The sequence below is a fragment of the Marmoricola sp. URHB0036 genome (assembly GCF_000426045.1).
In the GTDB taxonomy this organism is placed as follows: domain Bacteria; phylum Actinomycetota; class Actinomycetes; order Propionibacteriales; family Nocardioidaceae; genus Marmoricola.
Genome location: NZ_AUEP01000011.1, coordinates 149,627 through 176,373, shown reverse-complemented (window position 1 = coordinate 176,373; position 26,747 = coordinate 149,627). Strand labels below are relative to the sequence as shown.

Annotated in this window: 23 protein-coding genes; 10 read left to right on the top strand and 13 right to left on the bottom strand. The window is 70.4% G+C overall.

The features are described from left to right. Window positions 1-7: 7 nt before the first annotated feature. A complete protein-coding gene (locus H976_RS0114085) occupies window positions 8-973 on the bottom strand; it encodes a YafY family protein (protein WP_027862071.1) in 966 nt (321 codons plus the stop codon). A 63-nt stretch (window positions 974-1,036) separates the two neighbouring features. Between H976_RS0114085 and H976_RS0114080 the strand changes: the two genes are divergently transcribed. Then, a complete protein-coding gene (locus H976_RS0114080; RefSeq protein ID WP_196804078.1) occupies window positions 1,037-2,533 on the top strand; it encodes an MFS transporter in 1,497 nt (498 codons plus the stop codon). On the opposite strand, the gene H976_RS26340 is transcribed toward H976_RS0114080, so the two are convergent. After that, window positions 2,490-3,017 (bottom strand): DUF1203 domain-containing protein, encoded by a 528-nt coding sequence (locus tag H976_RS26340; protein WP_051276822.1) that lies wholly within the window; start codon window positions 3,015-3,017, stop codon window positions 2,490-2,492. The two genes, H976_RS0114080 and H976_RS26340, sit on opposite strands and share 44 nt — an antisense overlap. Before the next feature lie 58 nt (window positions 3,018-3,075). Continuing rightward, a complete protein-coding gene (locus H976_RS0114070; RefSeq protein ID WP_027862069.1) occupies window positions 3,076-4,218 on the bottom strand; it encodes an NAD(P)/FAD-dependent oxidoreductase in 1,143 nt (380 codons plus the stop codon). A gap of 50 nt (window positions 4,219-4,268) precedes the next feature. Here H976_RS0114070 and H976_RS26335 point away from each other — a divergent pair, with 50 nt between their 5' ends. After that, on the top strand, window positions 4,269-5,030 hold the full coding sequence (locus H976_RS26335; RefSeq protein WP_051276821.1) for an endo alpha-1,4 polygalactosaminidase: 762 nt from the start codon (window positions 4,269-4,271) through the stop codon (window positions 5,028-5,030). A 3-nt stretch (window positions 5,031-5,033) separates the two neighbouring features. On the opposite strand, the gene H976_RS0114060 is transcribed toward H976_RS26335, so the two are convergent. The 5 genes from H976_RS0114060 to ftsE all read right to left on the bottom strand — a co-directional run bounded on the left by H976_RS0114060 (window position 5,034) and on the right by ftsE (window position 9,419). Beyond that, window positions 5,034-5,942: an amidohydrolase family protein gene (locus H976_RS0114060; protein ID WP_027862068.1), complete on the bottom strand. Its 909-nt coding sequence runs from the start codon at window positions 5,940-5,942 to the stop codon at window positions 5,034-5,036. Then, the gene (smpB, locus tag H976_RS0114055; RefSeq protein WP_027862067.1) at window positions 5,939-6,415 is read right to left on the bottom strand and encodes an SsrA-binding protein SmpB; all 477 of its coding nucleotides are present in this window, start codon (window positions 6,413-6,415) and stop codon (window positions 5,939-5,941) included. The genes H976_RS0114060 and smpB overlap by 4 nt, the downstream gene beginning before the upstream one ends. Before the next feature lie 42 nt (window positions 6,416-6,457). Continuing rightward, on the bottom strand, window positions 6,458-7,678 hold the full coding sequence (locus H976_RS0114050) for a M23 family metallopeptidase (protein ID WP_027862066.1): 1,221 nt from the start codon (window positions 7,676-7,678) through the stop codon (window positions 6,458-6,460). Between the two features lie 115 nt (window positions 7,679-7,793). Continuing rightward, window positions 7,794-8,711, bottom strand: a complete 918-nt coding sequence (ftsX, locus tag H976_RS0114045; RefSeq protein WP_027862065.1) for a permease-like cell division protein FtsX — start codon at window positions 8,709-8,711, stop codon at window positions 7,794-7,796. A gap of 18 nt (window positions 8,712-8,729) precedes the next feature. Further along, a complete protein-coding gene (ftsE, locus tag H976_RS0114040) occupies window positions 8,730-9,419 on the bottom strand; it encodes a cell division ATP-binding protein FtsE (RefSeq protein WP_027862064.1) in 690 nt (229 codons plus the stop codon). A gap of 98 nt (window positions 9,420-9,517) precedes the next feature. Between ftsE and H976_RS0114035 the strand changes: the two genes are divergently transcribed. The 4 genes from H976_RS0114035 (at window position 9,518) to H976_RS0114020 (ending at window position 14,658) form a co-directional block, all read left to right on the top strand. After that, entirely contained in the window at window positions 9,518-10,129 is a 612-nt protein-coding gene (locus H976_RS0114035) for a hypothetical protein (protein WP_155918251.1), read from the top strand. A 206-nt stretch (window positions 10,130-10,335) separates the two neighbouring features. Further along, window positions 10,336-13,173, top strand: coding sequence for a S8 family serine peptidase (locus tag H976_RS0114030; RefSeq protein ID WP_081682899.1), 2,838 nt, complete (start codon window positions 10,336-10,338; stop codon window positions 13,171-13,173). A gap of 66 nt (window positions 13,174-13,239) precedes the next feature. Further along, entirely contained in the window at window positions 13,240-14,271 is a 1,032-nt protein-coding gene (locus H976_RS0114025; RefSeq protein WP_027862061.1) for an NADP-dependent oxidoreductase, read from the top strand. Window positions 14,272-14,331: 60 nt separating this feature from the next. Beyond that, a complete protein-coding gene (locus H976_RS0114020; protein ID WP_027862060.1) occupies window positions 14,332-14,658 on the top strand; it encodes a hypothetical protein in 327 nt (108 codons plus the stop codon). 30 nt (window positions 14,659-14,688) lie between these two features. Here the strand turns inward: H976_RS0114020 and H976_RS0114015 are convergent, their stop codons facing one another. Continuing rightward, window positions 14,689-16,038, bottom strand: coding sequence for an MFS transporter (locus H976_RS0114015; RefSeq protein WP_051276820.1), 1,350 nt, complete (start codon window positions 16,036-16,038; stop codon window positions 14,689-14,691). A gap of 123 nt (window positions 16,039-16,161) precedes the next feature. On the opposite strand from H976_RS0114015, the gene H976_RS0114010 reads away from it, so the two are divergent. Then, window positions 16,162-16,992 carry a VOC family protein gene (locus tag H976_RS0114010; RefSeq protein WP_027862058.1) on the top strand — a complete coding sequence of 277 codons (831 nt, stop codon included), beginning with the start codon at window positions 16,162-16,164 and terminating at the stop codon, window positions 16,990-16,992. On the opposite strand, the gene prfB is transcribed toward H976_RS0114010, so the two are convergent. After that, window positions 16,989-18,107 (bottom strand): peptide chain release factor 2, encoded by a 1,119-nt coding sequence (gene prfB, locus H976_RS0114005; protein ID WP_027862057.1) that lies wholly within the window; start codon window positions 18,105-18,107, stop codon window positions 16,989-16,991. The two genes, H976_RS0114010 and prfB, sit on opposite strands and share 4 nt — an antisense overlap. Before the next feature lie 48 nt (window positions 18,108-18,155). After that, entirely contained in the window at window positions 18,156-18,725 is a 570-nt protein-coding gene (locus tag H976_RS0114000; protein WP_051276819.1) for a sigma-70 family RNA polymerase sigma factor, read from the bottom strand. 97 nt (window positions 18,726-18,822) lie between these two features. On the opposite strand from H976_RS0114000, the gene H976_RS0113995 reads away from it, so the two are divergent. From H976_RS0113995 to H976_RS0113985, 3 genes are all read left to right on the top strand, one after another. After that, entirely contained in the window at window positions 18,823-21,426 is a 2,604-nt protein-coding gene (locus H976_RS0113995; protein WP_036226394.1) for an AAA family ATPase, read from the top strand. Window positions 21,427-21,488: 62 nt separating this feature from the next. Beyond that, complete coding sequence (locus H976_RS28885) at window positions 21,489-22,106, top strand: GNAT family N-acetyltransferase (RefSeq protein ID WP_051276818.1); 618 nt, start codon at window positions 21,489-21,491, stop codon at window positions 22,104-22,106. 87 nt (window positions 22,107-22,193) lie between these two features. After that, window positions 22,194-22,385: a hypothetical protein gene (locus tag H976_RS0113985; RefSeq protein WP_027862054.1), complete on the top strand. Its 192-nt coding sequence runs from the start codon at window positions 22,194-22,196 to the stop codon at window positions 22,383-22,385. Here H976_RS0113985 and H976_RS26325 read toward each other — a convergent pair. Both H976_RS26325 and H976_RS0113975 read right to left on the bottom strand, forming a co-directional pair. After that, window positions 22,382-25,501, bottom strand: a complete 3,120-nt coding sequence (locus H976_RS26325; protein WP_051276817.1) for an AAA family ATPase — start codon at window positions 25,499-25,501, stop codon at window positions 22,382-22,384. The two genes, H976_RS0113985 and H976_RS26325, sit on opposite strands and share 4 nt — an antisense overlap. Before the next feature lie 30 nt (window positions 25,502-25,531). Further along, a complete protein-coding gene (locus tag H976_RS0113975; RefSeq protein WP_027862053.1) occupies window positions 25,532-26,743 on the bottom strand; it encodes an NAD(P)/FAD-dependent oxidoreductase in 1,212 nt (403 codons plus the stop codon). Window positions 26,744-26,747: the final 4 nt, after the last annotated feature.

The window sequence follows — 26,747 nt, the reverse complement described above, 5'->3', positions numbered from 1 at the left end:
CTCACCTTCATTCCCCCGCTGCGCGGGCGTAGCGCTCGCTGATCCGGCGTACGGCGGCAGCCAGATCGGGTGAGTCCTCCACCTCGAAGTCGGCGTCGAGGGCGCCGAGCCAGAAGGCGATGTCGGCGGGGGTGCGGGCACCGATCTGGACCCGGCAACGGTCCTCGCCGAGCGACTCGATCGAGCCCTGCGTCCAGGGGCCCATCCGCTCCTCGACGAAGGAGGCCGGGGCGTGGACGACCACGCGACCGGTGACCTTCATCTGCACCTGGCGGGTCTTGCTGGCGACGTACGCCGCGACGTCCTCGGCCGGCAGCTCGCGCAACCGGAACCGGTGACCGACCGACCGGGTCTGGCTCATCCGGTCGCACCGGAAGGTACGCCAGTCGTCACGCTCGAGGTCGAAGGCGACGAGGTACCAGCGCATCCCCCAGTTGACGAGGCGGTAGGGCTCGACCCGGCGCTCGGTGGCCGAGCCGCTGTAGTCGGAGTAGGCGAACCGCACGACCTCGCGGTCGCGCGCCGTGGCGGCGAGCTGGGCCAGGAGCTTGCCCTCGACGTCGGGAGTGCGGCGTCGACCGGCCACCCGGACGGTGTGGGCCTGCAGCGCGTCGACGCGTCCGCTGAGCCGTTTCGGCAGCACCTGGAGCAGCTTGGTCAACGCCCGCAGCGCTGTCTCCTCCATTCCGTCGACCGACCCACCGCTCGCGGTGCTCAGCGCGACCGCGACCGCGACGGCCTCGTCGTCGTCGAGCAGCAGCGGCGGCATGGCCGCTCCGGCGGAGAGGCGGTAGCCGCCGACCGACCCTCGCGAGGCCAGCACGGGGTAGCCGAGCTGGCGGAGTCGTTCGACGTCGTTGCGCACCGTGCGCTCGGTGACCTCGAGCCGGCGCGCCAGCTCGGGGCCGGGCCACTCGCGCGGTGTCTGCAGCAGGGACAGCAGCCTCAGCAGCCGTCCGGAGGTCTCTGACATGGACTCGAGATTAGTTGATCATCAGGAACGGAACGTTCCTGATGCACCCCTAGCGTCAGCGTCATGACAACAGTCCTCGAACCCCCGGCAGCAACCTCGACCACGACGTCTTCTGCGAGCACGGAGACCCCTGCCCCACCGCTGATGTGGGCCGGGTTCTCGGTGATCCTCTCCGCCCTGATCCTCAACATCCTCGACTCGACGATCGTCAACGTCGCGGCACCCTCGATCCAGGCCGACTTCTCGATGAGTACGTCGGCCCTCGAGTGGGTCGCCGCGGCGTACACCCTCGCGCTGGCGATCGGGCTGATGTGCGGAGCCCGGCTCGGTGACATGTTCGGACGCAAGCGGATGCTGATGATCGGCCTGGTCGGCTTCGTGACCGCTTCTGCGTTCTGCTCCTTCGCGTGGTCCGGAGACGTGCTCGTCGCCGCTCGGGCCGTCCAGGGACTCGCCGCCGCGCTGATGGTGCCCCAGTGCTTCGGTCTGATCAGGGACGTCTTCCCGGCCGAGCAGATCGGCAAGGCGTTCGCCGCGCTGGGTCCGGTGATCGGCCTGTCGACGGTGCTCGGCCCGGTCGTGGCCGGGCTGCTCATGAAGGCCGACCTGTTCGGCAGCGACTGGCGCGCGCTGTTCCTGATCAACCTGCCGGTCGGCGTCTTTGCGATCGTGTTCGGCAGCCGGGTGCTGCCCGACAACGAGGGGGCCCACGCGGGCCTGCGCCTCGACGGCATCGGCACCCTGCTGCTGGCGACGGTGAGCTTCCTGCTGGTCTTCCCGTTGGTGGACGGGCGCACGCAGGGCTGGCCGGTCTGGATGTTCGTGCTTCTCGCTGCGGCCGTGCCGATGCTGGGTGTCTTCGTGGTGCACCAGCGGGCGCGGCTGCGTGACGGCCGGTCGCCGCTGGTCGAGGTCAGCGTGCTGCGCAAGCGGTCCTACGTCTCCGGCATCGTCTTCACGCTGGTGTTCTTCGGCAGCATCGTCGGCTTCTCCCTGACCACCGGTCTGTTCCTGCAGATCGGCCTGGGCTTCGGTCCGATGCACGCGGCCCTCTACCTCGCTGCGATGGCGGTCGGCGCCTTCGTCGGCTCCGGTGTCGGCGCCTGGGCAGCGACCGCGGTCGGCCGGCCGATCCTGCACGTCGGCCTGACGATCATGGCCCTCGGTTCAGCCGTGCTCTACGTGTCGCTGCGCGCCGCTGACGGCGACGTCGGCCTGCTCACGCTGGCGCCCGGGCTGTTCCTGTTCGGCACGGGCATGGGGATGATCTTCGTGCCCCTGTTCAGCATCATCATGGGCGAGGTCGACGACCACGAGGTCGGGTCGGCCACCGGGCTGCTCGAGTCGCTCCAGCAGCTCGGCGCCTCGCTCGGCGTCGCTGCCCTCGGGACCCTGTTCTTCGACAAGCTGGCCCTCGAGGACGGCGGCCCCGTCGCTGCCATGACCAGTGGACGTCATCTGGTGGCGGCCGAGGACACCCTGCTGCTGGTGATCGGGCTGGTCGCCGTCGCGTGGGTCATCGGCTGGCTGCTCCCCCGAAAGGCGCGCGAGCAGGTCTGACCGGCACTCCGCCCGTCACCGCGAACAGGAAGCACTGGGGCAGCACGGTCCGGACGTGCACGGTGGCCACGTCCGGCAATGCCAGCAGCCTCTCGAGCACCGGCTCGATGTCCTCGTCCTCGCCGACCAGGGTGTTGTGGTCGTAGTTCATGGTGTCGTCGTCGCGGTAGGTGCGCAGCAGGCGCGGACCGGTGCGGAGCTCGTCGGGCAGTCCCCCGACGTGGCCTTCGCACCGGTCGGCGTGCACGTAGACCGGGCCGACCTCGGTCCACACCGACGGGTGGTCGAACGGGGCGAACGAGATCAGCGCGATCGACTCGCCCGGGCGGGCCATCCGCAGGCAACAACGCAGCGGTTCGCCCTGGCCGGAGGCCGGGAAGGCGTGGACGGGATTGCCGTGTCCGTCGGTCCCGTTGCGTCGTACGACGTCGAGGCGGGTGGGGTCGATCGCGTGGACCTGGAGCCGGGTCTTGGTGGTGGTCATGAGCCAAGCCTGACGCACGGACGGCGCCTGTTCTGGCGGGAATCGGACACCGCACCAGTCAGTAGTTGCTCCACTCCCGGCCGAACCAGCGCCTGACCCGGCTCGAGCCGAAGTCGGCCTTGTCCTCCACCAGCCGGTCGCTCGGCGCCTGGAACTCGCCGACGGGTGCCTGGCCGTTGCGGAAGGTGACCTCGACTCGGGCCACCCGGTCGTTGCCGAACTCGAGGTAGCAGGTGCCCTGTCCGTCGTACGTCGACGACGCGGTGGTCTCCCGGTGCCGGGCGATGATCCGCTCCGCCACGACGGCGGCCTGGCGCTCGGCGTACACCCCGGCCTTGGGGGTGCCGATGCTGGTCACGTCGCCGACGGCGTAGACATCGGCGTACGCCGTCTCGAGCGTCAGCTCGTCGACCGGGATCCAGCCGTCGACACAAAGGCCGGAGTCCTGCACGACCTGCGGCGCCCGGTGCACCGGGACGCCGAGGAACAGGTCGAACGGCATCTCGTCCCCGTCCGCGAGAACCGCCACGCGGCGACCGGGGTCGAGCGAGCGCACGATCCTCTCGGGGTGCCAGTCGATGCCACGCTCGGCGAACGCCTCGAGCAGCGCCGCCGAGGCCTCGGGTGACGGCGGGATCGGACGGCCGAGCGGCATCACCAGCGAGATCTGGCTGCGGTCCCGCAGGCCACGGCGGGTGAGCAGGTCGTGCACCAGCAGGGCGGTCTCGCTGGGCGCAGGCGGGCACTTGAACGGTGTCGAGGTCACGCCGACGACGACCTGGCCGCCGTCGAAGCGCTCCAGTACCTCGCGTCCCGAGAAGGCACCGGGCACCGTGTAGAACTCGTGCCCGGCCTCGAGCAGGCCGGGAGTGGCGTCGGGATGGAGGTCCGCTCCGAGGGCGACCACCAGGACGTCCCCGTCGAAGGAGCCGGCGTCGGTCTCGACCCGACGGGCCTCGGGGTCGATCGAGCGGATCGTGCTCTGCACGAAGGTCACGCCCGGCTTGAGCAGGTCACGGTAGGAGTGCTGCACCGCCTCGCCCGTCGTACGCCCGAACATCACGTCCAGCTTGGAGAACCCGAAGACGAAGCCGTCGGCCCGGTCGATCAGCACCACCTCGACGTCGTCACCGAGCTGCTCGGAGAGCCGTGTCGACAGCTCGAGCCCACCGAAACCTGCACCCAGCACCAGTACCCGCACGGGTGCGAATCTACGGCCTGACGACCCGGTCCTGGGCCTACTCTGGCCCGGTGTACCGACTCCTCCCTTTCGTCCTGCTCCCGCTGGTCCTGATCGCGCTCGCCGCGCCGGCGTCGGCGCGCGCACCGCTGCCGGTCGGGACCGACCTCGACTACCAGCTCGGCGGTGCCCGGTCGGTGCCGGCGAACGTCGGGATCGTCGTACGCGACCGGAAGGCGCGTCCGGTGGCGGGTCGCTACAACGTCTGTTACGTCAACGGCTTCCAGACCCAGACCGACGAGCGCCGCTTCTGGAACAAGCGTCCGGGCCTCATCCTGAAGCGGCACGGGCACCGCGCCATAGACAGCGCCTGGGGCGAGTGGCTGCTGGACATCCGGACGGCGCACAAGCGGCACCGGCTGGCCGGGATCATGCGCACCTGGGTCCGTGGTTGCGCCGCGCACGGGTACGCCGCCGTCGAGTTCGACAACCTCGACTCGTTCACCCGCAGCCATCACCTGCTCAAGCGTCGCCAGGCCGTTGCCTACGCACGGTTGCTCGTCCGGGCCGCGCACAACGCCGGGCTCTCGGCCGGGCAGAAGAACTTCGCGGAGTTCAACGGCCGCACCGTCGGCTACGACTTCGCCATCGCCGAGGAGTGCGGCCGCTACCGCGAGTGCAGCTCCTACACCTCGCACTACGGCCGGCGGGTGCTGTCGATCGAGTACCGCCGCGTCGACTTCCGGTGGACCTGCGACCACTTCGGGTCCAGGCTCCCCGTCGTGCTGCGCGACCTCGACCTGACACCGCACGGCGTCCGTGAGTGGTGCTGAGAATCAGTCGGGACGCCCGAACAGCTCGACCCCGTTGTGCCAGCACACCCTGCGCAGCCAGTCGGCCCCCAGCCCGGGATGCCGCTCGCTGACGCGGGCGAGGCCGTCGAGCTGTTCGAGGTAGGGGTACGGGAGGGTCGGGAAGTCGCTCCCGAACAGCACCCGGTCGCCGAGGTCGGCCAGCCGCGGCAGCAGCTCGTCGGGGTACGGCGCCTCGGAGTCGAAGAACCTCGTGAACACCATCGTCGTGTCCAGCCGGGTGTTCCCGTGGGTCTCGACCAGCTCGAGGAACTCGGCGTACTCCGGGGCGCCCATGTGGGCGACGACGGCCGTCAGACGTGGATGCCGGTCAAGCAACCGCTCGAGGTGCTGCGGCCCGGTGAACTCGTTGCCGACCGGTCCGGAGCCGACGTGGATGACGACCGGCGTGCCGGCGTCCTCGATCGCGCCGAACGCGTCGTCGAGCAGCGGGTCGTCGAGGCGGAACTCCCCCACCTGGGCGTGCAGCTTGAACACCTCGACGCCGTCGTCGATCAGCGCCCGCACGTAGGCGGCCGCATCGGGTTCGGGGTAGAAGGTCGCGGACCAGAGGCACTCGGGCACCCCGGCGGCGAAGTCCCGGGCCCAGTCGTTGAGGAAGGTGGCCACTCCCGGACGGTGGGCGTAGGGCAGGGCGCTGAACCGTCGTACGCCGAAGGAACGGAGCTGTTCGACGCGCTCCTCGTCACGGCCGCGGTAGCGGATCGGCCACTCGCGACCGATCTTCGGGCCGGCCAGGTCGAACTGCTCCCAGACGCGCTTCTGGATGTTGGGTGGCAGGAAGTGCACGTGCACGTCGAACAGGCCGGGGAGGCCGAGGTCCTGCCAGAAGGCGCGCGTCTCCTCGACCGGCTCGGCGTCGACTGGGCTCAATCCATGCCCTTGAGCTGGCGGCCCAGGGCCTGCTGCTTCTCGCGGTTGGCCTGCTTGGCCGCGAGGGCGTGACGCTTGTCGTAGGTCTTCTTGCCGCGCGCCAGGGCGAGCTCGACCTTGGCCCGGCCGTCCTTGAAGTAGAGCGAGATCGGGATCAGCGTGTAGCCGCGCTCGTTGACCCGGCTCTCCAGCTTGTCGATCTCGTGGCGGTTGAGCAGCATCTTCCGCACCCGCCGCGGCTCGTGGTTGGTCCAGGTGCCCTGGGTGTACTCCGGGATGTGCACACCATGGAGGAACGCCTCGCCGTTGGTGATCTCGGCGAACCCGTCAACCAGGGTCGCGCGACCGGCGCGCAACGACTTCACCTCGGTGCCGACGAGCACCAGTCCGGCTTCGACGGTGTCGTCGATGTGGTAGTCGTACCGCGCCTTGCGGTTCTGCGCGACCAGCTTGCGCCCCTGCTCCTTCGGCATGCCGGCCATCCTCTCAGGGGCGACAACGGCTTTGTTCGGTGGTCACATGTAGTGCATCGGGTCGACCGGGTTGCCGTCGAGCAGCACGGTGAAGTGCAGGTGGCAGCCGGTGGACCAGCCGGTGGTGCCCGCGGAACCGAGGGTCTCGCCGCGGCGTACGTGGGCGCCGGTGCCGACGCGGTAGGACGACGCGTGGTTGTAGACGACCGTCATGTTCTTGCCGTTGACGCGGCCGAGGTCGAGGTAGAGCCGGTGACCGTAGACGTCGGACCAGACCTCGGAGATGACGTGACCGGAACCGGCGGCCCGCAGGGGCGTCCCGCACGGAGCATGGAAGTCGGTGCCGTCGTGCAGGCCCCAGTAGTGGTAGATCGGGTGCTCGCGCCAGCCGTACGGCGAGGTGACGTACCCCGGCACCGGTCGGTACAGGAAGCCGCCGGTGTTGCCGCTGTAACCGCCGTGCTGTCGGCGGGACCGCTCGATGATCAGCTGGCGGATCCGGTTCTCCTGCTGCTTCGCGGCCCGCAGCTGGCGCTGGTCGGCACGATGGGCCCGGGTGGCCGCGGCCTCGGCGGCACGGGCCCGCACAACCAAGGTGGCGACCGACGCCCGGGCCTGGGCCGCCGACTGCTCGAGTCCTTCCTTGCGGACGAGGTTCTCGGCCGCGGCCTTGCGCTGTACGGCGACCGCCGCTCGCATCTGCTCGACCTTCGTCTCCTGGGCCGCGAGCTGGGCCCGCGCCGTCCTGAGCGAGTCGAGGAGCGTGGTCTGCCGCGACATCAGCGACGTCACGGTGTTCATCTGCGTGGTCACCTCGGCCGGGTCCTGCGAGGTCAGCATCACCGAGAGACCCATCAGTGCGGGGTCGCCGTTGGCGTAGTTGCTGGCTGCGAGCCGGCCGATCGCCGCGCGCTGGTCGACCACCCGCTGGCGCGCCGTGTCGAGGGCCTCGCGGGCCACGGCCAGCTGGTGCTCGGCCGTCTGGAGCTTGGCCTGCATCTGGGCGTCGACCCGGGCTGCCGCGTCGGCTGCCTTCTGGGCAACGGCCAGCCGGCGCTGCGCGGAGGCGAGCGCCGAGCGGGCGCTGCTGAGCCGCTTCGCGGCGGCCACCAGCTCCTTGCTCGACTCGTCCAGGTCGCCCATGGCGCTGCGCACCTGGCTGTGGGCCTGGCGTTGCTTCTTCTTCAGCTTGTCGTCAGCGACCGCGAGTGGCGTCGCCACGGTGACGGCAGCGAGAGCGAGCGCGACGCAGGCCGCGACCATCCGGAACCGGGCCGGACTTGCCCGTTGGAATTGATGCAGTGCTCTGGGGAAGGATCGCACCGAGGAAGCCGTTCATTTATGGGGAAGTGAACCGCTTGACCGTAACCGACCGACGTCACACTTTGAGGTATTTGCGCGTCATCACGAGTGTCGGGACCAACGTCAGCAGCACACCGATGACGGCGATGCCGCCGATCGCGACGAAGGCGTCCTGCCAGTCGACCCACTCCACGATGTTGGAGCTCGGCCTGAGCTTGCCGTAGATCACGAACTGCATGAACGACAGCACGGCCAGTGAGGACAGGACGATGCCCACCAGGGCGGCGACGAGGGTCTCCATCAGGAACGGCAGCGAGATGTAGAGGTTGGAGGCCCCGACCAGCCGCATGATGCCGATCTCCTTGCGGCGGGCGAAGGCAGCCAGCCGGATCGTGTTGCCGACCTGGAGGATCGCCGCCACCAGCAGGAACGCCGCGATCGAGATGGCGCCCCACTTCATCACCGTGATCCAGAAGTAGATCGGCTTGAGCACCTGGCGCAGGTCACGGACGGCCGCGACGCCCTGGGTGTTGGACAGTGCGGTCTCGACACCGCGGTACTTGTTGGGGTCCTTGAGCTTGACCCAGTAGGACTCCTGCATGTCCGCGGCGGTCACCGTGGAGTAGATCTCCTGCTCGGACTTGTCCTTGTCGATGTAGACGCGCTTCCAGGTGTTGAACGCCTGGTCCTTGCTCTGGTGGTAGTACGACGCCACCTCGGCGTTCTTGTCGATGATTCCCCGGATCGCCGCCTTCTGCGCGGGCGTCACGTCACCGGTGCAGTTCGACGCCTTGCTGTTCTGGTTGCACATGAAGACCGTGATCTGGAGCTTGCTCCCCCAGAACTTCTCGGCCTTGTCGGCCTGCGCGTTCAGCAGCAGACCCATGCCCACGAGGGTGAGCGAGACGAAGATCGTCACGATCAGGGCGATGGACATCGACACGTTGCGTCGCAGTCCGGTGCCGGTCTCGGAGAAGACGTATCTCAGCTGCATGGGGGGAAGGAGCTCCTCTTAGTGCTGGTAGCCGTAGACGCCGCGCGCCTGGTCGCGGACCACGCGGCCGTCCTCGAGCTCGATGACTCGCTTGCGCATCTGGTCGACGATGCTGGCGTCGTGGGTGGCCATCACGACGGTGGTGCCGGTGCGGTTGATGCGGTCGAGCAGCTTCATGATCCCGACGCTGGTGTTGGGGTCGAGGTTGCCGGTGGGCTCGTCCGCGATCAGGATCTGCGGCCGGTTCACGAACGCGCGTGCGATCGCCACCCGCTGCTGCTCGCCACCGGAGAGCTCGTCGGGCATGCGCTGGCCCTTGCCGTCGAGGCCGACCAGCTCGAGGGTCTCGGGGACGACCTGGTTGATGTGGGCGCGCGGCTTGCCGATCACCTGGAGTGCGAAGGCGACGTTCTGCGCCACGGTCTTGTTGGGCAACAACCTGAAGTCCTGGAAGACGGTGCCGATCTGGCGCCGCAAGGCCGGCACCTTCCAGCTGCGCAGGCGGTTGAGGTCCTTGTCGGCGACGAACACGTGTCCCTGGGTGGTCCGGGTCTCGCGCAGCACCAGCCGCAGGAAGGTCGACTTCCCGGAGCCGGACTCGCCGACGAGGAAGACGAACTCGCCCTCGGCGATGTCAGCGGACACGTCGACCAGCGCCGGCTTGGTGTGGCCGGGATAGGTCGAGGTGACGTTCTCGAATCTGATCACGTGTGGCCTGGCCGGTGTGGGGGATGTGGGAAGGCTCGCGAAACGCGTTCGCGTCCGGCCGCTAGCGAGCATAGGTGAGCGGCCCTACGGTTGAGCGCATGCTGGAAACGTCGGCCCGTCGCCTTGCCTGCGTGGCCGCGACCTTCCTGCTCGCGACGGGTTGCTCCCAGGGCGAGACGACCGCACCGAAGGCAGCACCGACTCCCCTGGCCGACCTGAACAGCAGCGCCATCCAGGTGCCGCGGATCGAGTTCTGCACGCTGCTTCCCAAGGCGGCGGTGCGTACGGCGCTGGGTGGCAAGGCGGACTCCTCCTCGTCGTACCGCAACGGCGACGACGTCGACCTGCCGGGAGTCGGCAAGCAGGTGGTCCACGAGATCGGTTGCTCCTGGGGCACCGACGAGGGCGCCTCGGCCCGGGCCTGGCTGTTCGCCCGACCCGTCGACGCTGCCTTCGCGCGTACGGCGATCGCGTCCAGCCGGGCGACCAAGCGGTGCCGGGTCACCGACACTCCGTCCTACGGCGAGCCGAGCGTGACCCAGACCTGTCGGGAGCCGGACGGGTCGACCCGCGTCCGGCACGCCGGCCTGTTCGGCCAGACCTGGCTCACCTGTGAGGTGGCCGACCCGACCGACGGCGTTGCCGCCGTCCGCGACCGGGCCGACCGGTGGTGTGTCGAGGTGGTCAACGCGCTCAACACCGGTCGCTGAGTCAACCCCCACGAGCCGGACAGACCATGACGGACCATGCCGGACTAGGACAGTTGACCGAACCGTTATCGCAATCAAATGCTGTATTTCCCTTTTATGCCGAATTGCCGGAAATCTGACGCTGGTCCGATCTCGGTTGCCGGGCATAACCTTCCCCGGACCGGTGCCGCTGGGTGCCGGATCGTTGTGGGGAAGGGAACCTCGGCATGACGAGACGACGCTGGGCAGCAGGGATCGCGGGAGCAGTGGTGGTGGCCGGGAGTGCCGCCGTCCTGCCGGGAGCATCGACCACGGCGGCACCACCGCCGTCCCCCACCACCAAGGACGCGGGCAACCGCGCACTCGGCGGCGGACTCGGTCGGTTGGCGGCCCAGTCGCAGGCACCCCGAGCCAAGTCCTTCGCCGCGCCCCGGGGAGTGCACATCAAGCCCGACGCGACCGCGGTCCGTGACGACCAGGGCCGCGTGCTCGTCCAGGTCACCCCGCAGGCCGGCGTCGACCGTGCCTCGTTCCGCAAGCAGGTCCAGTCCCAGGGTCTCGTCGTCGAAGGAGTCGACAGCGACACCGGCACCATCGAGGGCTACGTGCCGCTCGACGCGGTGAACGACGTGGCAGCGCTCAAGGGCACCGGCACCGTGGCCCAGTCGGTCCGGCCCATCACGCGCATCGGCGCGGTGACCACGCAGGGCGTCGTCCAGCAGCGCGTCGACAAGGTCCTCGGCAAGAACATCACCGGCAAGGGCATCACGATCGGCGTCCTGTCCGACTCCTACGACCTCGCCAAGTACACCATCGCCGGCGACAAGCTCAAGATCCACGCAGCCCAGAACATCAAGTCCGGCGACCTGCCCGGCAAGGGCAACTCCGCCTACCCCTCACCGGTGGTGGTCCTCGAGGACGCCGACGACGACGGCACCGGCGTGCACGACGAGGGCCGCGCGATGCTCGAGATCATCCACGACATCGCCCCGGCCGCGAAGCTGTGCTTCGCGACGGCCTGGAACAGCGAGACCGGCTTCGCCGACAACATCCGCAGGCTCGGCGACAAGAAGGGCAAGTGCGGGGCCGACGTGATCGTCGACGACGTGGCGTACGGCGACGAGCCGATGTTCTCCGACGGCATGGTCAACGACGCGATCGACGACGTGACCGCCAAGGGCGTGCACTACTTCACCGCAGCCGGCAACGATGGCGAGGACCAGTCCTGGAACTCGCCGGTCAAGCTGATCCCGGCCAAGCAGGGCCTCAAGGGCACCAACCTCGACTTCAGCCAGGTCGACCCCGCGCTCTACGACGGCGGTCTCCAGGACATGAACCCCGGCTCCGGCACCGACGTGGCCCAGACCATCCGGTTGGGTGACAGCGAGGAGGGCGGCCAGTTCAACCTCCAGTGGAACGACCCCTACGATCTCGACGGAGCGACCTACGGCAGCCCGCTGTACACGGCCAGTGGCAACCTGACCACGCCCACCTCCTCGCAGACGTTCACCTACAACGCGACCTCTGCGCAGGTGGGGAAGCAGCTCGACTTCCGTGCCGACGGGGTCCCGTCCGGCACCACCGACCTGGTGCTCGAGGTGACCGACCCTGACGGCAACAGCAGCGGCGAGATCGACACCGGCACCTCGCCCGAGGCCTACGTCACGACCATCAAGAAGGCCGGCGCCTACAAGATCACCGTCTCGGGCTTCGACGGCGACACCGGTCCGTTCACCGTGGCCGTCCGCCAGGTCCTCTCGCCGTCCAAGGTGAGCACCGACTTCAACGTGCTCCTCTTCGACGCCGACGGCAGCTACCTCGGTGCCGTGGCGGACAACAACCCGCTCAGCGGCCGCCCCCAGGAGATCGCCGGGCTCGGCGGACCGGGTGACATCCAGATGGTGATCTCGCGTTCCGGCACCGGCCCGGTCGGCGCCACCATGCTGCGCAACCTGTGGCAGGGCGACGCCTACCAGGTGGAGTACAACAACCCGCTCTCACCGTCCTTCTACGGACACGTGCTCGCCAAGGGCGCGACCGCGGTGGCGGCGTACGACCCGTTCCGCTCCTACCTGCCGGAGCCGTACACCTCCCCCGGCGGCAAGATGCCGGTCTACTTCGACTCGTCGGGCAAGCGCTACAGCAGCGTCTCGATCCGTACGGCGCCCCAGGTGGCCAGCACCGACCGTGCGAACTCCACCTTCTTCGGCGCCAACGAGGACCCGCGCGACCCGGACAACTTCCTCAACTTCGGCGGGACCAGCGCCGCGGCACCGCACGCTGCGGCGATCGCTGCCCTGGTGCTGCAGAAGGCCGGTGGCCCCACGTCGCTGAGTCCGACCGCGCTGCGGTCGCGTCTGGAGGCGGCGACGTTCGCCCACGACCTCGACCCGATGTCCGCCGCCGGCGGAGCCAGCGGGTTGAAGATCACGGCGTTCGGGTCCGGCGGGCGCGAGATGCTCGACACCGACCCGGGCTCGCTGAACGACCCGAACTTCTTCACGGTGACCTACTCCGGCAGCTCCCCGGTGAAGGCGCTCACGTTCAAGGGCGAGACGGCCAGCCCCACGGCGCTCGGCACGCGGACACCCGGCAAGTCCGACGGGATCGTCTTCGACAAGCGGGCCTACACCGGCACCCCGCCGTACGGCGGCCAGGGCTTCCCGTTCACGATCGGGTCGGTCTCCGGCGGGCTCGCGAAGGGATCGGTCAAGCCGGTCTACTCGGTGCCTGGTGGTGGCCAGTCGGTTGCCGGCCAGTACCGCCACCTGACGCTCAACTTCGCCTCCGGGCTGAAGAGCGGCCAGAGCCTGCGGTTCGGCGTCGACCGTGACCTCGCGATCTCCGGCTACGGCGGATCCAACGAGGGCAACTCCGCCGACGAGCTCGGTGGTGCGGTGTTCCTGCCGCAGGGCACGGCCGACCCGCGCGGCCTGACCTACGTCGCCGAGCTGGCCAACGGCAAGCGGATCACCGGCATGCTCAGCAACAAGCTCGGCCACGGCTGGACCGCCGTCGACGGCTACGGGATGATCAACGCCGAGAAGGCCGTGCTGGGGTACTGATCGGCTCACTCCTCGGGGAGGGCATGCTGGGGGACTCCCCCAGCTCGCACTCCCCGAGGAGTTCTCATGTCCACGTCACGCCAGGTACGGCTTGCCCGTCGACCCGAGGGTGAGCCCACCGACGACACCTTCGCCTTCGAGGAGCACGAGCTCCCCGATCTCGAGGACGGCCAGCTGTTGCTGCGCGTCGTCTACCTCTCCCTCGACCCCTACATGCGCGGCCGGCTGAGCGACGCTGCGTCGTACGCCGACCCGGTCGGGGTCGGCGAGGTGATCGTCGGCGGCACAGTCTGCGTCGTCGAGGAGTCCCGCGACCCGTCGTACGACGTGGGCGACGTGGTGCTCTCCTACTCCGGCTGGCAGACCCACGCCGTCGCCGGTGCCGCTCACGTCCGCAAGCTCGACCCGTCGAGCGCACCGATCTCGACGGCTCTCGGGGTGCTCGGCATGCCCGGGTTCACGGCGTACGCCGGACTGCTCGAGATCGGCAAGCCACAACCCGGCGAGACCGTCGTGGTGGCGGCCGCGACGGGACCGGTGGGATCGGCGGTCGGCCAGATCGCGAAGGTCAAGGGTGCTCGTGCCGTCGGGATCGCCGGCGGCGAGAAGAAGCGCCAGGCGCTGCTCGAGGACTTCGGCTTCGACGTCGCCCTCGACCACCGCTCCCCCACGTTCGCCGACGACCTGGCCGCCGCCGTGCCCGACGGCGTCGACGTCTACTTCGAGAACGTCGGCGGTCCGGTGACCCGCGAGGTCCTGCGGCACGTGAACCTCTATGCCCGGATGCCGGTGTGCGGCCTGGTGGCGGACTACAACGCCTCGGCGGCGCCCGAGGGCCGAGACCGGCTGCCCGGCTTCATGCGCCTGGTGCTCACCAAGAGCCTGCTGGTGCGTGGCTTCATCCAGGGCGAGTTCGTGAAGTCCCACACCCGCGACTTCGTCCGCGACATGTCGGGCTGGGTGGCCGACGGCTCGGTGCGCTACCGCGAGGACGTCGTCGAGGGGCTCGACGCGGCTCCCGAGGCCTTCCGCGGCCTCCTCACCGGTGCCAACTTCGGCAAGCTCCTGGTCCGGGTCTCACACGACCCCACCCGGTAGTGGCCTGACCGGCGCTGAATCGGGTACGACGGAAGGGTCCCCGATTCGAAGGAGGCAGCGATGCCGCAGCAGGCATGGAGCAAGAAGCGCGAGCGCCAGTACGAGCACATCAAGGAGGGACTCGAGGACCAGGGCCGCAGCGAGGACACCGCCGAGGAGATCGCCGCACGCACCGTGAACAAGGAGCGGGCGCGGTCTGGCGAGGCCGAGCAGAAGAGCAAGACCTCGACGCAGGACATCTCCTCCAGTCGTCGCGGTGGTCTCCGCTCGCACTCCGGTTCGGGCGGACGCACCAGGGACCAGCTCTACGAAGAGGCGAAGAGGAAGAACGTCAAGGGACGCTCGTCGATGACCAAGGCGGAGCTGGAGAAGGCGGTCGGCCGCTAGTCGCACGACCCGGCGACCGACCGCCCACGCTCAGACCTTGGCGTAGGTCTCGTCGAGGTTGATGTCCGAACGGCTGCGGTCGTCCATCAGCGCCACCGCGACGATCGTGATCACCGCGCAGCCGAGCACCGCCCAGGCGATCGAGTAGACCGACCCGGTGTGCTCGAGCAGGTACGTCGCGACGAGTGGTGCCGGACCACCTGCGATGACCGAGGCGAGCTGGTAGCCCAGTCCTGCCCCGGCGTACCGCAGCGAGGTCGGGAACGACTCCGCGATCAACGAGGCCTGGGGGCCGTACTGCATCGCGTGCGGGATGAGCGCGACGAACATGGCCAGGAAGGCCAGCACGGCCACCCCGCTGTCGAGGGCGGCGAACAGCACGAACCCGTAGACACCGGTCAACGCTGCCCCGGTGAGGTAGACCTTCTTGCGACCGACGGTGTCGGACAGGTGCCCGAACAACGGCACCGCCACCAGCTCGACCGCCGCAGCGGAGAGGATGCCGGCCAGGGCGAACGTCTTCGTGTAGCCCTGCTCCTCGGTGAGATAGGTCAGGGTGAAGGTGGTGATCACGTAGAACGGCGCCTGCTCCGACATGCGTGCGAACGCGCTGAGCAGGATCGGCTTCCAGTGGTCCTTGATCACCTCGATCGAGGGCAGCCGACTGATCTTGTTCTCCTTCAGCCGCTGGGCGAACATCGGGGTCTCCAGGATGCGGAGCCGGATGTAGAGGCCGATCCCGACCAGCACGATGCTGAACAGGAACGGGATCCGCCAGCCCCATGACGTGAACTGGTCGTCGGTCAGCAGCCAGCTCATGATGTAGAGGAAGCCGGTGCCGAGGATCAGCCCGAAGGCCACCCCGAGCTGCGGGAGGCTGGCCATGAACCCGCGTCGCCTCTGGTCGCCCCACTCCATCGAGAGCAGCACCGAGCCGCTCCACTCACCACCGACCGCGATGCCCTGCACCAGGCGCAGCACCACGAGCAGCAGCGGAGCCGCCTTGCCGATCGAGTCGGCGCCGGGCAGCACACCGACGAGCGTGGTGGCGATACCCATCATGAGCAGGGTGACGATCAGCGTGGCCTTGCGGCCGATCCGGTCACCCCAGTGGCCGAAGATGAACGCCCCGACCGGACGGGCGGCGAAGCCGATGGCATAGGTCGCGAAGGACTCCAGCCGTCCGGCGTACGTCGAGGACTCGGGAAAGAACAGCGCCGGAAAGACGAGCGCAGCGGCGGTGTTGTAGAGGAAGAAGTCGTACCACTCGATGGTGGTCCCGACCGTGCTCGCGAGCGCGGCCCTGCGGATGAGGCCCTTCTGCTCGCCGGTGCCTTGCACCTCTGTGGAGGCGTCCAGCGACTGCGGGTTGAGTGTCATCTCGGTCTCCTGCCGATGTCAGGCGATGTGACTCCGATCACATCTCCTACCCACTTCAACCATCTGGAAACCCCGCGCCTCGCTCCCGGTGGCCCTGTCGGTGGCCGGTCCTAGCGTGGGCTCATGAGCGCAGCACGCACCTACCCGCACGGCAGCACGTCGTGGATCGACCTGGAGGCGGGCGACCTCGGCGCCGCCCAGGAGTTCTACGGCGCGCTGTTGGGCTGGACGTTCGAGACAGCAACCCCGCCAGACACCCCCTTCAGCTACGTCATCGCCCGGCTCGACGGCCAGGACGTGGCCGGGCTCACCGGTCCCGCGGAGCCCTCGCCCGACGACGGTCAGGCGATCTGGCGCACCTACGTCGCCGTCGACGACATCGATGCGACGGCGGTTGCGGTGGAGCGAGCCGGTGGGCGCCTCCTTGCCCAGCCTGCCGATGCCGGGCAGGCGGGTCGGTGGGTGAACGTGCTCGACCCGTCCGGGGTGGAGCTGAGCCTTTGGCAGGCCCGGTCGCGGCTCGGCGTACAGCTCGCCAACGTGCCGGGTGCCTGGAACTTCAGCGACCTGCACACCGACGACCTCTCAGCGGTGCGGCGCTTCTACGAACAGGTCTTCGGCTGGGTGTTCGCCGACCTCGGGTTCGCGACGATGATCCAGGTGCCGGGCTACGGCGACCATCTCGCCGCTACCAGCGACCCGGGCATCCACGAGCGACAGGCCACGGCGCCGCCCGGCTTCGCCGACGTCATCGGTGGGGTCGCCCCGGCTGGCGAGCTGGGTCCGCACTGGCACGTGACCTTCACCGTGGCCGACCGCGACGAGTCGGCCGCCCTGGCCGAGTCGCTCGGCGCGACGGTGCTCGGCCGTGAGGACAACGACTGGACGCAGCAGGCGACCATCCGCGACCCGCAAGGGGCGGTGTTCACGGCCAGCCAGTTCCTCGGTGCCTAGTTGGCGGCGGCGATCTCGGCGCCGACGCGCCACCGGATGCCGGCCTCGAGGAAGCCGTCGATCTCGCCGTCGAAGACGGCCTGGGGGTTGCCGACCTCGTACTCGGTGCGGAGGTCCTTGACCATCTGGTAGGGGTTCAGCACGTAGTTGCGCATCTGGTCGCCCCAGCTGGCCTGGACGTCGCCGCGCAGGGCGTCGAGCTGGGCCTTCTCCTCGGCCTTCTTCAGCGCGAGCAGCTTGGCCTTGAGGATCACCATCGCGCTGGCCTTGTTCTGCAGCTGCGACTTCTCGTTCTGGCAGGACACCACGGTGCCGGTCGGCAGGTGGGTGAGGCGTACGGCGGAGTCGGTGGTGTTGACCGACTGACCACCGGGACCGCTCGAGCGGTAGACGTCGACACGGACGTCCTCCTCAGGGATGTCGATCTCGTCGGTCTGCTCGAGCACCGGCACCACCTCGACCGCAGCGAAGCTGGTCTGGCGACGACCCTGGTTGTCGAACGGGCTGATCCGCACGAGCCGGTGGGTCCCGGCCTCGACGCTCAGGGTGCCGTAGGCGTAGGGCGCGTGGATGGCGAAGGTCGCGGACTTCAGGCCGGCCTCCTCGGCGTAGGAGGTGTCGAAGACCTCGACGGGGTACTTGTTGCGCTCGGCCCAGCGGGTGTACATCCGCATCAGCATCTCGGCGAAGTCAGCCGCGTCGACGCCACCGGCTCCCGACCGGATGCTGACGATCGCCTCGCGGGCGTCGTACTCCCCGGACAGGAGGGTGCGCACCTCCAGCTGCTCCACCGACTTGATCAGCCGCTTGAGCTCGGTCTCGGTCTCGGCCGCCGCGTCGGCGTCGTCCTCCTCAGCGGCCAGCTCCACCATGACGCTGAGGTCGTCGAGCCGGCTCTGCAGGCTCTCGAAGCGCTCGAGGTCGTGCTGAAGGGCCGAGAGCCGCCCGGTGACCCGCTGGGCGTTGGTCTGGTCGTCCCACAGGTCCGGGGCGGCCACCTGCTCGCCGAGGTCGGCGATCTCCTTGCGCATGCTGTCGAGGTCCAGCACGGACCCGATGGTCTTCATGGTCGCCTGGAGCTGCTTGATCTCGGAGTCGAAGTCGGTGGTTGCCACAAGCACAGAGGCTACGTGGCCGCCGGGTCCGGAGCGACGCGGGAGCCGTCAGGCGGGGCAGGCGCGCGCCTCGATCAGGGCCCTCAGCTCGCGCAGCGCGTAGTGCAGACGGCTCCTCACCGTACCGGCAGGGATGCCGAGCTCGGCCGCCACGTCGGCGTGCGAGCGGTCGCGGAGCACGGTCTCCACCACCACGTGGCGATGGGCCGGGCCGATCCCGGACAGGGCGTCGAGCAGCTCGTGGCGCAGCACGACGGTGTCCTCGTGGGTGGCGGCCACGCGATGAGTCGGCTCGTGGTCGGGCGAGGCACCGGACACCGGGGGGCGACGGGCGCGTGCCCGGGCCATGTCGACGGCGACGTGGTGCACGATCGTCAGCAGCCACGCGCGGACCGGCGCGCCGGCCGGGTCGAAGGTCGCGCAGGACCGCCAGGCCCGGACCAGCGCTTCCTGGGCGGCCTCTTCGGCCAGCGCGGGGTCCCCGAGGACGCGGCGGGCGCGGGCGATCAGCCGGTGGCGGTACGCCGCGTCGGCGGCGCGCAGACCGGCCTCGGTGCACAGACCGGCGCACCCGTCGGGCCGGCACGATGCGGGATGGAGGAGCGTCTCGGTTTCCATGTCCGTCAGCGTGTGCGCGGGGCGGCCCCGCCCTCATCGGCAACGACTGCCCATTCGCGTCCTCCCAACTGCCCATCCGGTGCGAGACGATGTGCCGGTGGCGGGTCTGCTGGAGCGGCAGGTGCAGCTGCAGCTCCTGGAGGCTGCGGTCGGCCGAGCCGCGGCCGGCCGGGGTTCCACCGTGCTGGTGCTCGGCGAGGCCGGGATCGGCAAGACCAGCCTGCTGCGTGCCTTCCTCGCCGGGGCGGCCCCCACGGTTCGGGTGCTCACCGGTGCCTGCGAGGACCTGCTGACACCACGGCCGTTGAGCCCCCTGCGTGAGGCGGTCCAGTCCGTACCCGGTCCGCTGTACGACGCCCTCTCGGCACCGCCGGACGACCCGGGAGAGGTCTTCGCGGCGGCCGCCCGGGAGCTGGCTCGGGAACCGGGCCCGACCGTGCTGGTCGTCGAGGACGCGCACTGGGCCGACGGGGCCACCCTCGACGCGCTCCGCTTCCTCGGACGGCGGATGCACGAGCTGCCGGCCGTGCTGGTGGTCAGCTATCGGGAGGACGAGCTCGATCTCGACCACCCCCTGCGGTCCGTGCTCGGGGGGTTGGCCAGCGTGGAGGCGTTGCGCCTGCGGCTCGAGCGGCTTTCCCCGGCGGCCGTGGCCGAGCTGGCCGGGCAGCACGGCTTCGACGCCGACGAGCTGTTCCGCCTGACCGGGGGCAACCCGTTCTTCGTCAGCGAGCTGCTGGCCTTCTCCGGCCCAGCCGTGCCGCCCACCGTGGTGGATGCGGTGCTCGCCAGGTTCGCCTCCTTGGGGCCCGAGTCGCAGGCCGTCGTACGGCAGCTGTCGGTGGTGCCTGCGGGACTCGGCCTGGCCACCCTGCGGGAGCTGGTCGACGACCTGGAACCGGTCGGCGAGGCCGAGCGCGCCGGAGTGCTGGAGGTGCGCGGGACGCTGGTCTCGTTCCGGCACGAGCTGGCCCGACGCGCGGTGGAGGGATCGCTGACCAGCATCGAGCGGATCGAGCTGAACCGGGTGATGCTGCAGCTGCTCGTCGATGAGCAGGGCCGCAGCGGAGCAGACCCGTTCCGGATGCTGCACCATGCGGTCGGTGCCGGTGACGACCGCGCAGTGGTCGAGCACGGCACGACCGCGGCCCGGCAGGCAACGCGTGTCGGCGCCCATCAGCAGGCCGCCGTCGCCTACGAGCAGGTGCTGGCGCGGGGTGCCTTGCTCGACGCCACCAGCCGCGGCCGCCTCCGGGAGGGCTACGCCTGGTCGTTGAGCAACACCAACCGCCTCGACGCCGCCGCCGGTGAGGCCGCCGCCGCGGTTCGCGAGTACGAGTCCGCCGGCGACCGGCCCCGCCTGGTCCGGCCCCTGGTCACGCTGTCCCGGCAGCAGTGGCTGACCGAACGCACCGCCGATGCCCGGGTCTCCGCCGAACGCGCGCTCGCGGTGAGCGCCGAGGAGAGCAGCGACGTGGCCCTGGCCGAGGTGAACCTCGGCGGGCTGCTCGTGCTGGTCGACGAGGAGGAGGCCGGGCTCCCTCACCTGGAGGCGGCGCTGGCGATGGCCGAACGTTCCGGCGCCGAGGACCTCGTGGCCCTGTCGCGCAACTACATCGGCTCCGCCCACCTGCAGCTCGGCGATCCGAGCGGCGAGGGCGAGCTGGTGGCCAGCCTCGAGATCGCGCGGCGGGTCGGCAACCACGAGTTCGTGATGCGCAGCTACTACAACCTCGTCGAGGGACTGTGGCGACTGGGCGACTACCCCAAGGTCGGGCAGTATCTCGACGCCGCGAGCGACTACAGCCGTGACCGGGACTTCCCGGTGCACCACTACATGATCGATGCCCGGCGGCACCGCCTGCTCGCGATGTACGGCGAGTGGAACGAGGCCGTGGCCGGGTTCACCTCGCTGCTCGAGGACCGGGGCGACCCGGCGATGATCGGCCGCGAGACGGTGCCCATCCTCGCTCGGCTCAGGGTGCGACAGGGTCACCCCGATGCCCCGCGGCTGCTCACCCAGTCGCGCGAGCACGCCGACCGGGCCGACGTGCTCGAGTGGCTGGTGACCACCGGGATGGCGTGGATCGAGTGGGCCTGGCTGACCGGTCGGGGCACCGAGGCGGCGCCGTACCCCCAGCTGCTGCTCGCGCGCACCGACCGGCCGGGATGCGCGGTCCAGCGAGCAGAGCTGCTCCGCTACCTGCACCGGCTGGGTCACGAGGTGCCGGTGCCCACCACCGGGCCCGAGGGGTACGCCGCCGGCAGCTCCGGGGACTGGCGCGCCGCCGCGGAGTTCTGGGCCGACTTCGGTGACCCCTACGAGCAGGCGCTCGAGCTGATGGAGTCCGGCGAGGTGGATCCGACCATGGAGGCGATCCGGATCCTCGACTCGCTGGGAGCCGAGCCCGCGAGCACCCTCGCGAGGCACCGCTTGCGCGGTCTCGGCGTCTCCCGGTTGCCCAGCCGACCCACTCCGAGCACGCGCGGCAACCCGGCCGGCCTGACCGATCGCCAGGTGGAGATCCTGCAGCTGGTCGGTACGGGGCTGTCCAACGCCGAGATCGCCGGCCGGCTGGTGATCTCGACCCGCACGGTCGACCACCACGTCTCGGCCATCCTCCAGAAGCTCGGCACCCGCACCCGTCGCGAGGCGAGTGCGCGGATCGGCTCCCTCGGCCTCAGCGAGCCCACCGTCTGAACGCCCTCGCTGCGCGCGGCGTGCCACTCCCTGACACGCCGCCACCAGCGAGGACCACCGTCATGCCATCCCTGCCCCCTCAGCACTCGATCTCCACCACGACGACCGCCACGGCCCTTCGAGTACGCCGCGCGCGACCTCGCGACCACGCCGCGGTCCGCTTCCTGTTGCTGGCGGCCTACCTGCCCTACGCACCGCACGTGCCTGCACCGGTGTTCCGCCACTACCTCGCAGACCTGCTCGACCTGGACCGGCACGCGGCCCACGGACCCCTGCTCGTCGCCGAGGCCGACGGCAGGATCGTCGGTTCCGCCGCCTTCTACCCCGACGCGGGGACACTCGGTTTCGGCTTTCCCTCCGGGTGGGCGAGCGGACGTGCCCTGGCGGCACACCCGGCCGCTCGGGGACGCGGCGTCGCCCGGGCACTCATCGCCGCGTGCGAGCGGCTCGCGCGCGCCGACCGCTCCCCCGTCTTCGCCTTCCACACGGCTGGGTTCATGCGCTCGGCCATCGCGCTGTACGACGGGCTCGGCTACGTCCGGGCTCCGGCGTACGACGTGGACCTCGCCCAGCACTACGGCTTCGACGGATACGACCCGATTCCGGTGATCGCCTACCGCCGCGACCTCGTGGCAGCAGCGGCTCCCTTCCCGGAACCTTCCTCGCCTCCCCACCGCTGAGAGTCACCGGTAAGTCGCCGGGAAGTCCTTCGGAAGGCGCCAGGAGCAGCGTTGACCCCACGGAACCACCACCACCAGGAGACAGTCATGTACCACCCGATGCTCACCTTCGCCATCGCCCAGACCCGGCTGGACGACCTGAACCGCGACCTGCGGCCCGACGGCTCGCGCCGGCGCCTCAGCCCGGTGGAGTCCTACGACCTCGCCCTGCAGCGAGCCAGCCTCTCCCAGCGGCTGGCGCGGTACGCCACCCGTCGTATCCGCCCGTCGGTCGCCTAGCCCGTGACGGCGTGCAGCTCGTCGAGCTGCCTGCCACAGCGGGCGGCGTCGCTCGGCTGTCCCGCGGCCCGGAAGCCGGCCGCGGCCGCGGACAGCAGGCGCTCGGACTCGGCCGGGTCGTCCTCGGCTCGCGCGATGTGTGCCCGCGCCTCCTTCGCCGCTGCGGCCCAGGCAGTGCCGGGCCAGCGCTCGGCGGACGTCTCGGCCACCTCGGCGTAGTGACGCGCGGCCTCGAGGTCACCGACCTGCGCGCACGCGATGGCCGACGGGACGGCCAGCATCACCACGCAGAAGCTGCACGCATCGGTCTCCCCCAGCGTCGCCTCGGCCTGGTCGACCAGCGCGCGGGCGGACTGGGCGTCGGGAGCCGCGAGGATCATGGTCCCGTAGATGCGCTGCAGCAGGTGCATGGCGACCACCGACCAGCGCGCGATCGGCAGGGCACGTTCGAGCAGCCGCCTGGCCTCCTCCTTGTCGCCCTGCTCGAGGCGGACCTCGGCCAGGCGCTGCAGGCTGTGCGCCTCACCCGCCGGTGCGTCCACGTCGCGGTGCAGGTCGACGGCCTCGACCAGCTCGCGCTCGGCCCGGTCGAGGTCGCCCATCAGCAGCGCTGCCTCGCCCATCAGCGCCCGTGCGAAGGCGACGCCGCGCAGCGCCCCGGCCCGGTCGGCGTGCCGCAGCAGGTCCTCGGACTCGTCGATCACCTCCTGGTAGGGCACCGGTCCGTAGAGGAGGTACTCCGCCACGCAGAGGTGGGCGTCGAAGAGCGCGGTCGCGAGACGCTGCTTGCCGCGAGTACGACGGAGCTCCATGCGGAACCGCTCGAACCACTCGCCCCGGTTGTGCAGCACCAGCCCCTGCAACGAGATCAGGTCCATGAACTGCCACGGGTCGTCCGGGGAGTTCAGGAAGGCCCGACCCTGGTTGGCGATCTCCCACGCGGTGTCGAGGTCGCCGCTGAAGTAGGCGAGGTTGCCACGGGACAGCAGGATCGGACCGTCGGCCGCGTCGCCCTCCACCTCGAGCCCCGCCAGCGCCTCGCGGGAGATGTCGAGCTCGCCCGCGAAGGCGGCGGCGCGGGCCAGCCGCGCGCGCACCAAGCGGTGCTCGGTGCCGGTCGTCACCGCGACCGCCTCCTGGTAGGCACCCACGGCACTCGGGTCGCCGAGGGCGTTGAGCAGGTCTCCTCGACGGGCGAGCAGACGGGGCAGCTCCTCGGGGCCGGCGTGCTCACGGACGGCGTCGATCATGCTCAGCCCGTCGCGGTAGGCGCCGAGCGCCCCCGCGGTCTCCATGGCCCGCAGGGCGTACGGCACCGCGCGTGACGGCAGTCCGGCCGCGACGAACAGGTGCGCCATCCGCGCAGGAGGACCGCCGAGCCGGCTGATCCTCTCGGCGACCTCACGCCACGCCTCGGCCTTGCGGTTGGCCGGGATCGCCTTGATGAACCGCTCCCGCACCAGCGCGTGCCGGAACCGGTAGCCGGCGTCGGACGGCTCGACCACACCGGCCGAGAGCGCCGCCTCGAGCTGCTCGTAGCAGGTGTCCTCGTCGGCCCCCGAGAGGGCGATCAGCTCGTCGGTGGTGAACACCGAGCCGAGCAGGGCCGTCCGCTGGAAGGTCTCGGCCGTCGGCGCCGGCAGGGGCGGCAGGGGCACGGCGCCGCCGGGAGCGGGGTTGCCGGCCAGCTCCAGCGCCGAGAACGGCAGCCCGCCACTGAGCTGGGAGATCTCCTCGACCTGCCCGGGCGACAGGTCCGGGAAGCGGTCGGCGAGCAGCCGCCCGGTGGCCGCGTGGTCGAGCGGCCCCAGCTCGATGCGCGTGCCCGCGCCTCGACGTACCAGGCTCTCGGCCACCTGCTGCGCCGTGTCGCTGACCCGGGGTCGGTGCGCCACCGCGATGATCACCGGCTCGGTCACGGCGCACCGCGACAGGTAGTGCAGCAGTCGCAGCGACGCCTCGTCGGCGTCCTGGAGGTCGTCGACGACGATCAGCAGCCCGTGGCCGGTCGCGGCCAGTCGCATCAGCTCAGCCACGGCGACGAACAGGCGCTGGTGGCTGGACTCGCCGGTCCAGCTGACGTCCCGCCCGGAGAGGGCCCGCTCGATCTCGAGCCGGAACCGGTCGTCGAGCCCGTCCAACAACGCCGGATGCTTGCGGCACAGCTCCCCGAACGCCTCCAGCACGGGCGCGTAGGGCCACGGTCCTTCGACGGCCGACGCCGTGCCGCGGCCGGTGCGCCAGTCGCGCTGGCGGGCGAGCGCCTCGGCCAGTCCCATCACGGCGGTCTTGCCGACCCCGGGGAGGCCGGAGAACAACAGGGTGCTCCCCCGGCCCTGGTCGGCGCGTGCCATCGCCTCGCGGATCTGGTCGCCGACGGTGCGGCGGCCGACGAGCCGGACGCCCTGGCTCGCGTGCTCGGTGCGGCCGGACACGGCGTGCAGCCGCGCCCGCAACCGTTCGGCCTCGGGGCTGGGGGTCGTGCCGAGCTCGCGGAGCAAGGCGTGGTCGAGCCGCTCGAACTGGCGCAGCGCTGCTCGCACGTCGCCGCGGTCGGCGTACCCGTTGATCAGGGCGAGGTGGGCCGCCTCGTCGGTCGCGTCCTCGGCGAGCACGTCGTCCCACCGCTCTGCCTGGCGCAGCAGCTCCACACGCGTCATCCGTACGACGTCGCGGGCATCCTCGGCCCAGGACTCGTAGAGCTCGTCGGGGAGCAGCTCTCCGTCGTACTCGGCGAGCACGAGGTTGGCTGCCTCCGGCGTACCCACCTCGATGGCGTGCGCCGCCCGCTGCCGGAAATCGTCGACGTCGATGCGCACGTCGCCGTCGGGCAGCAGTGCCACCATGTCGTTGCGCAGCAGCACCGCCGACCCGTCGCCACCGAGGGCACGGCGCGCGTAGTGGGCCGCCTTGTGCAGACGTGGGCCGGCCGCCTCGATGCTGGCCCGGGGCCAGAGGGCCTCGATGACCTGCTCACGGTGCAACCGACGCCCAGGCGCCAGGGCCAGCACCTTGACCAGCGACGCGGCCTGTCGGCGGGTCCACTGCTCGGGCGCGACCGGGACCCCGTCCACGGTGGCCTCGAAGCCCCCGAGCAGCCGCAGTTCGATGGTCACGGCGAGCCGTCCTTTCCAACCGTCCCCACGCTAGCCAGCCCGGTCGACGTTGTCAGTGGGGATGAAAGCGGCGATACCGGGCCCGACTCGCCGATCGGGCAATGCCTGGAGGTGGTCCACCTCGTCGCTCATCGCCGAGCTCACGGTGCGCAGCAGCGCCCGGGCGCGCAGGCAGTCCCAGTCGTAGCGCGCCACCTCCTCGGTGGCGGCGAACAGCCGCATCGACAGCCGGTCGCGGACCTCCTGGTACGCCGCCAGGGCGATCGGCTCCGGGGTGCCGGCGAGCACCTCGAGGACCGAGTCGGCGAGCAGCTCGGCGTCGCGCAGCCCGTCCGACATCCCGTGCGTGGTGATCGGGTCCTTGTAGTAGCCGGCGTCGCCGACCAGGGCCCAGCCCGGGCCCCACGACTGACGGAGGTGTCCGGGGATGCCGGCCCATCCCTTCATCGGGCTCCAGTCGACCGTGTCGAGCACGCGGTCGACGAGCGCCGGGGCCGCAGCCGTGAGCAGGGTGGCGAAGGCCTGCTCCCGGCCCGACCGCCGCAGTCGGCGCATCCGCTCGGGAGTCGTCCCGACGAAGACACAGGTGGCCTGGTCGTTGGTGGGCAGCAGTCCGGCGCCGGCGCCGTCGCCGTAGGCCCATTCGTAGCCGTCCGCGTCGAGTCCGCGGATGTAGCGGTAGAGCACCGCGCTCGCCGTACTCCCCTGGTGGATGGTGGGCGCTCCCGTCTGCTGGGCGACCAGCGACCGGATCCCGTCGGCACCGACGGTGAGCGCTGCCTCGAGCTCGAAGCGCACGCCGCGATCGTCCTGGGCGACGACGCCACGAACCCGGCCGTCCGGTGACTGCAGGAGCGCGGTGACTGCGGTGTCGTGCAGCACCACGGCGCCGGACTCCTCGGCGGCCTCGACCAGGATCCGGTCGAGCACCGTGCGTCGCGGCGCGTAGAGCGCGTCCACCCCGGGGCTGGGGCGGATCGAGACCTGCACGTGGTCGCCGTCGCTGTAGTGGAAGACGGTGCGGGTGATGGGCGGGGTGCCGGCGGCCACGAGACGATCGAGCAGCTCCCAGCGCGAGAGCTGGAGGACTCCGGCCCGCATCAGTCCGTGCGTGGACACCGTGTCGACGCCTCGGCCAGCGCGCTCCACGACGGCGACCTTGACGCCGGCCCGGGCGAGCAGGAGGGCAGTCGATGCTCCCGCTACTCGTCCGCCGACGACGACGACGTCAAAGGTCCTCACTTCG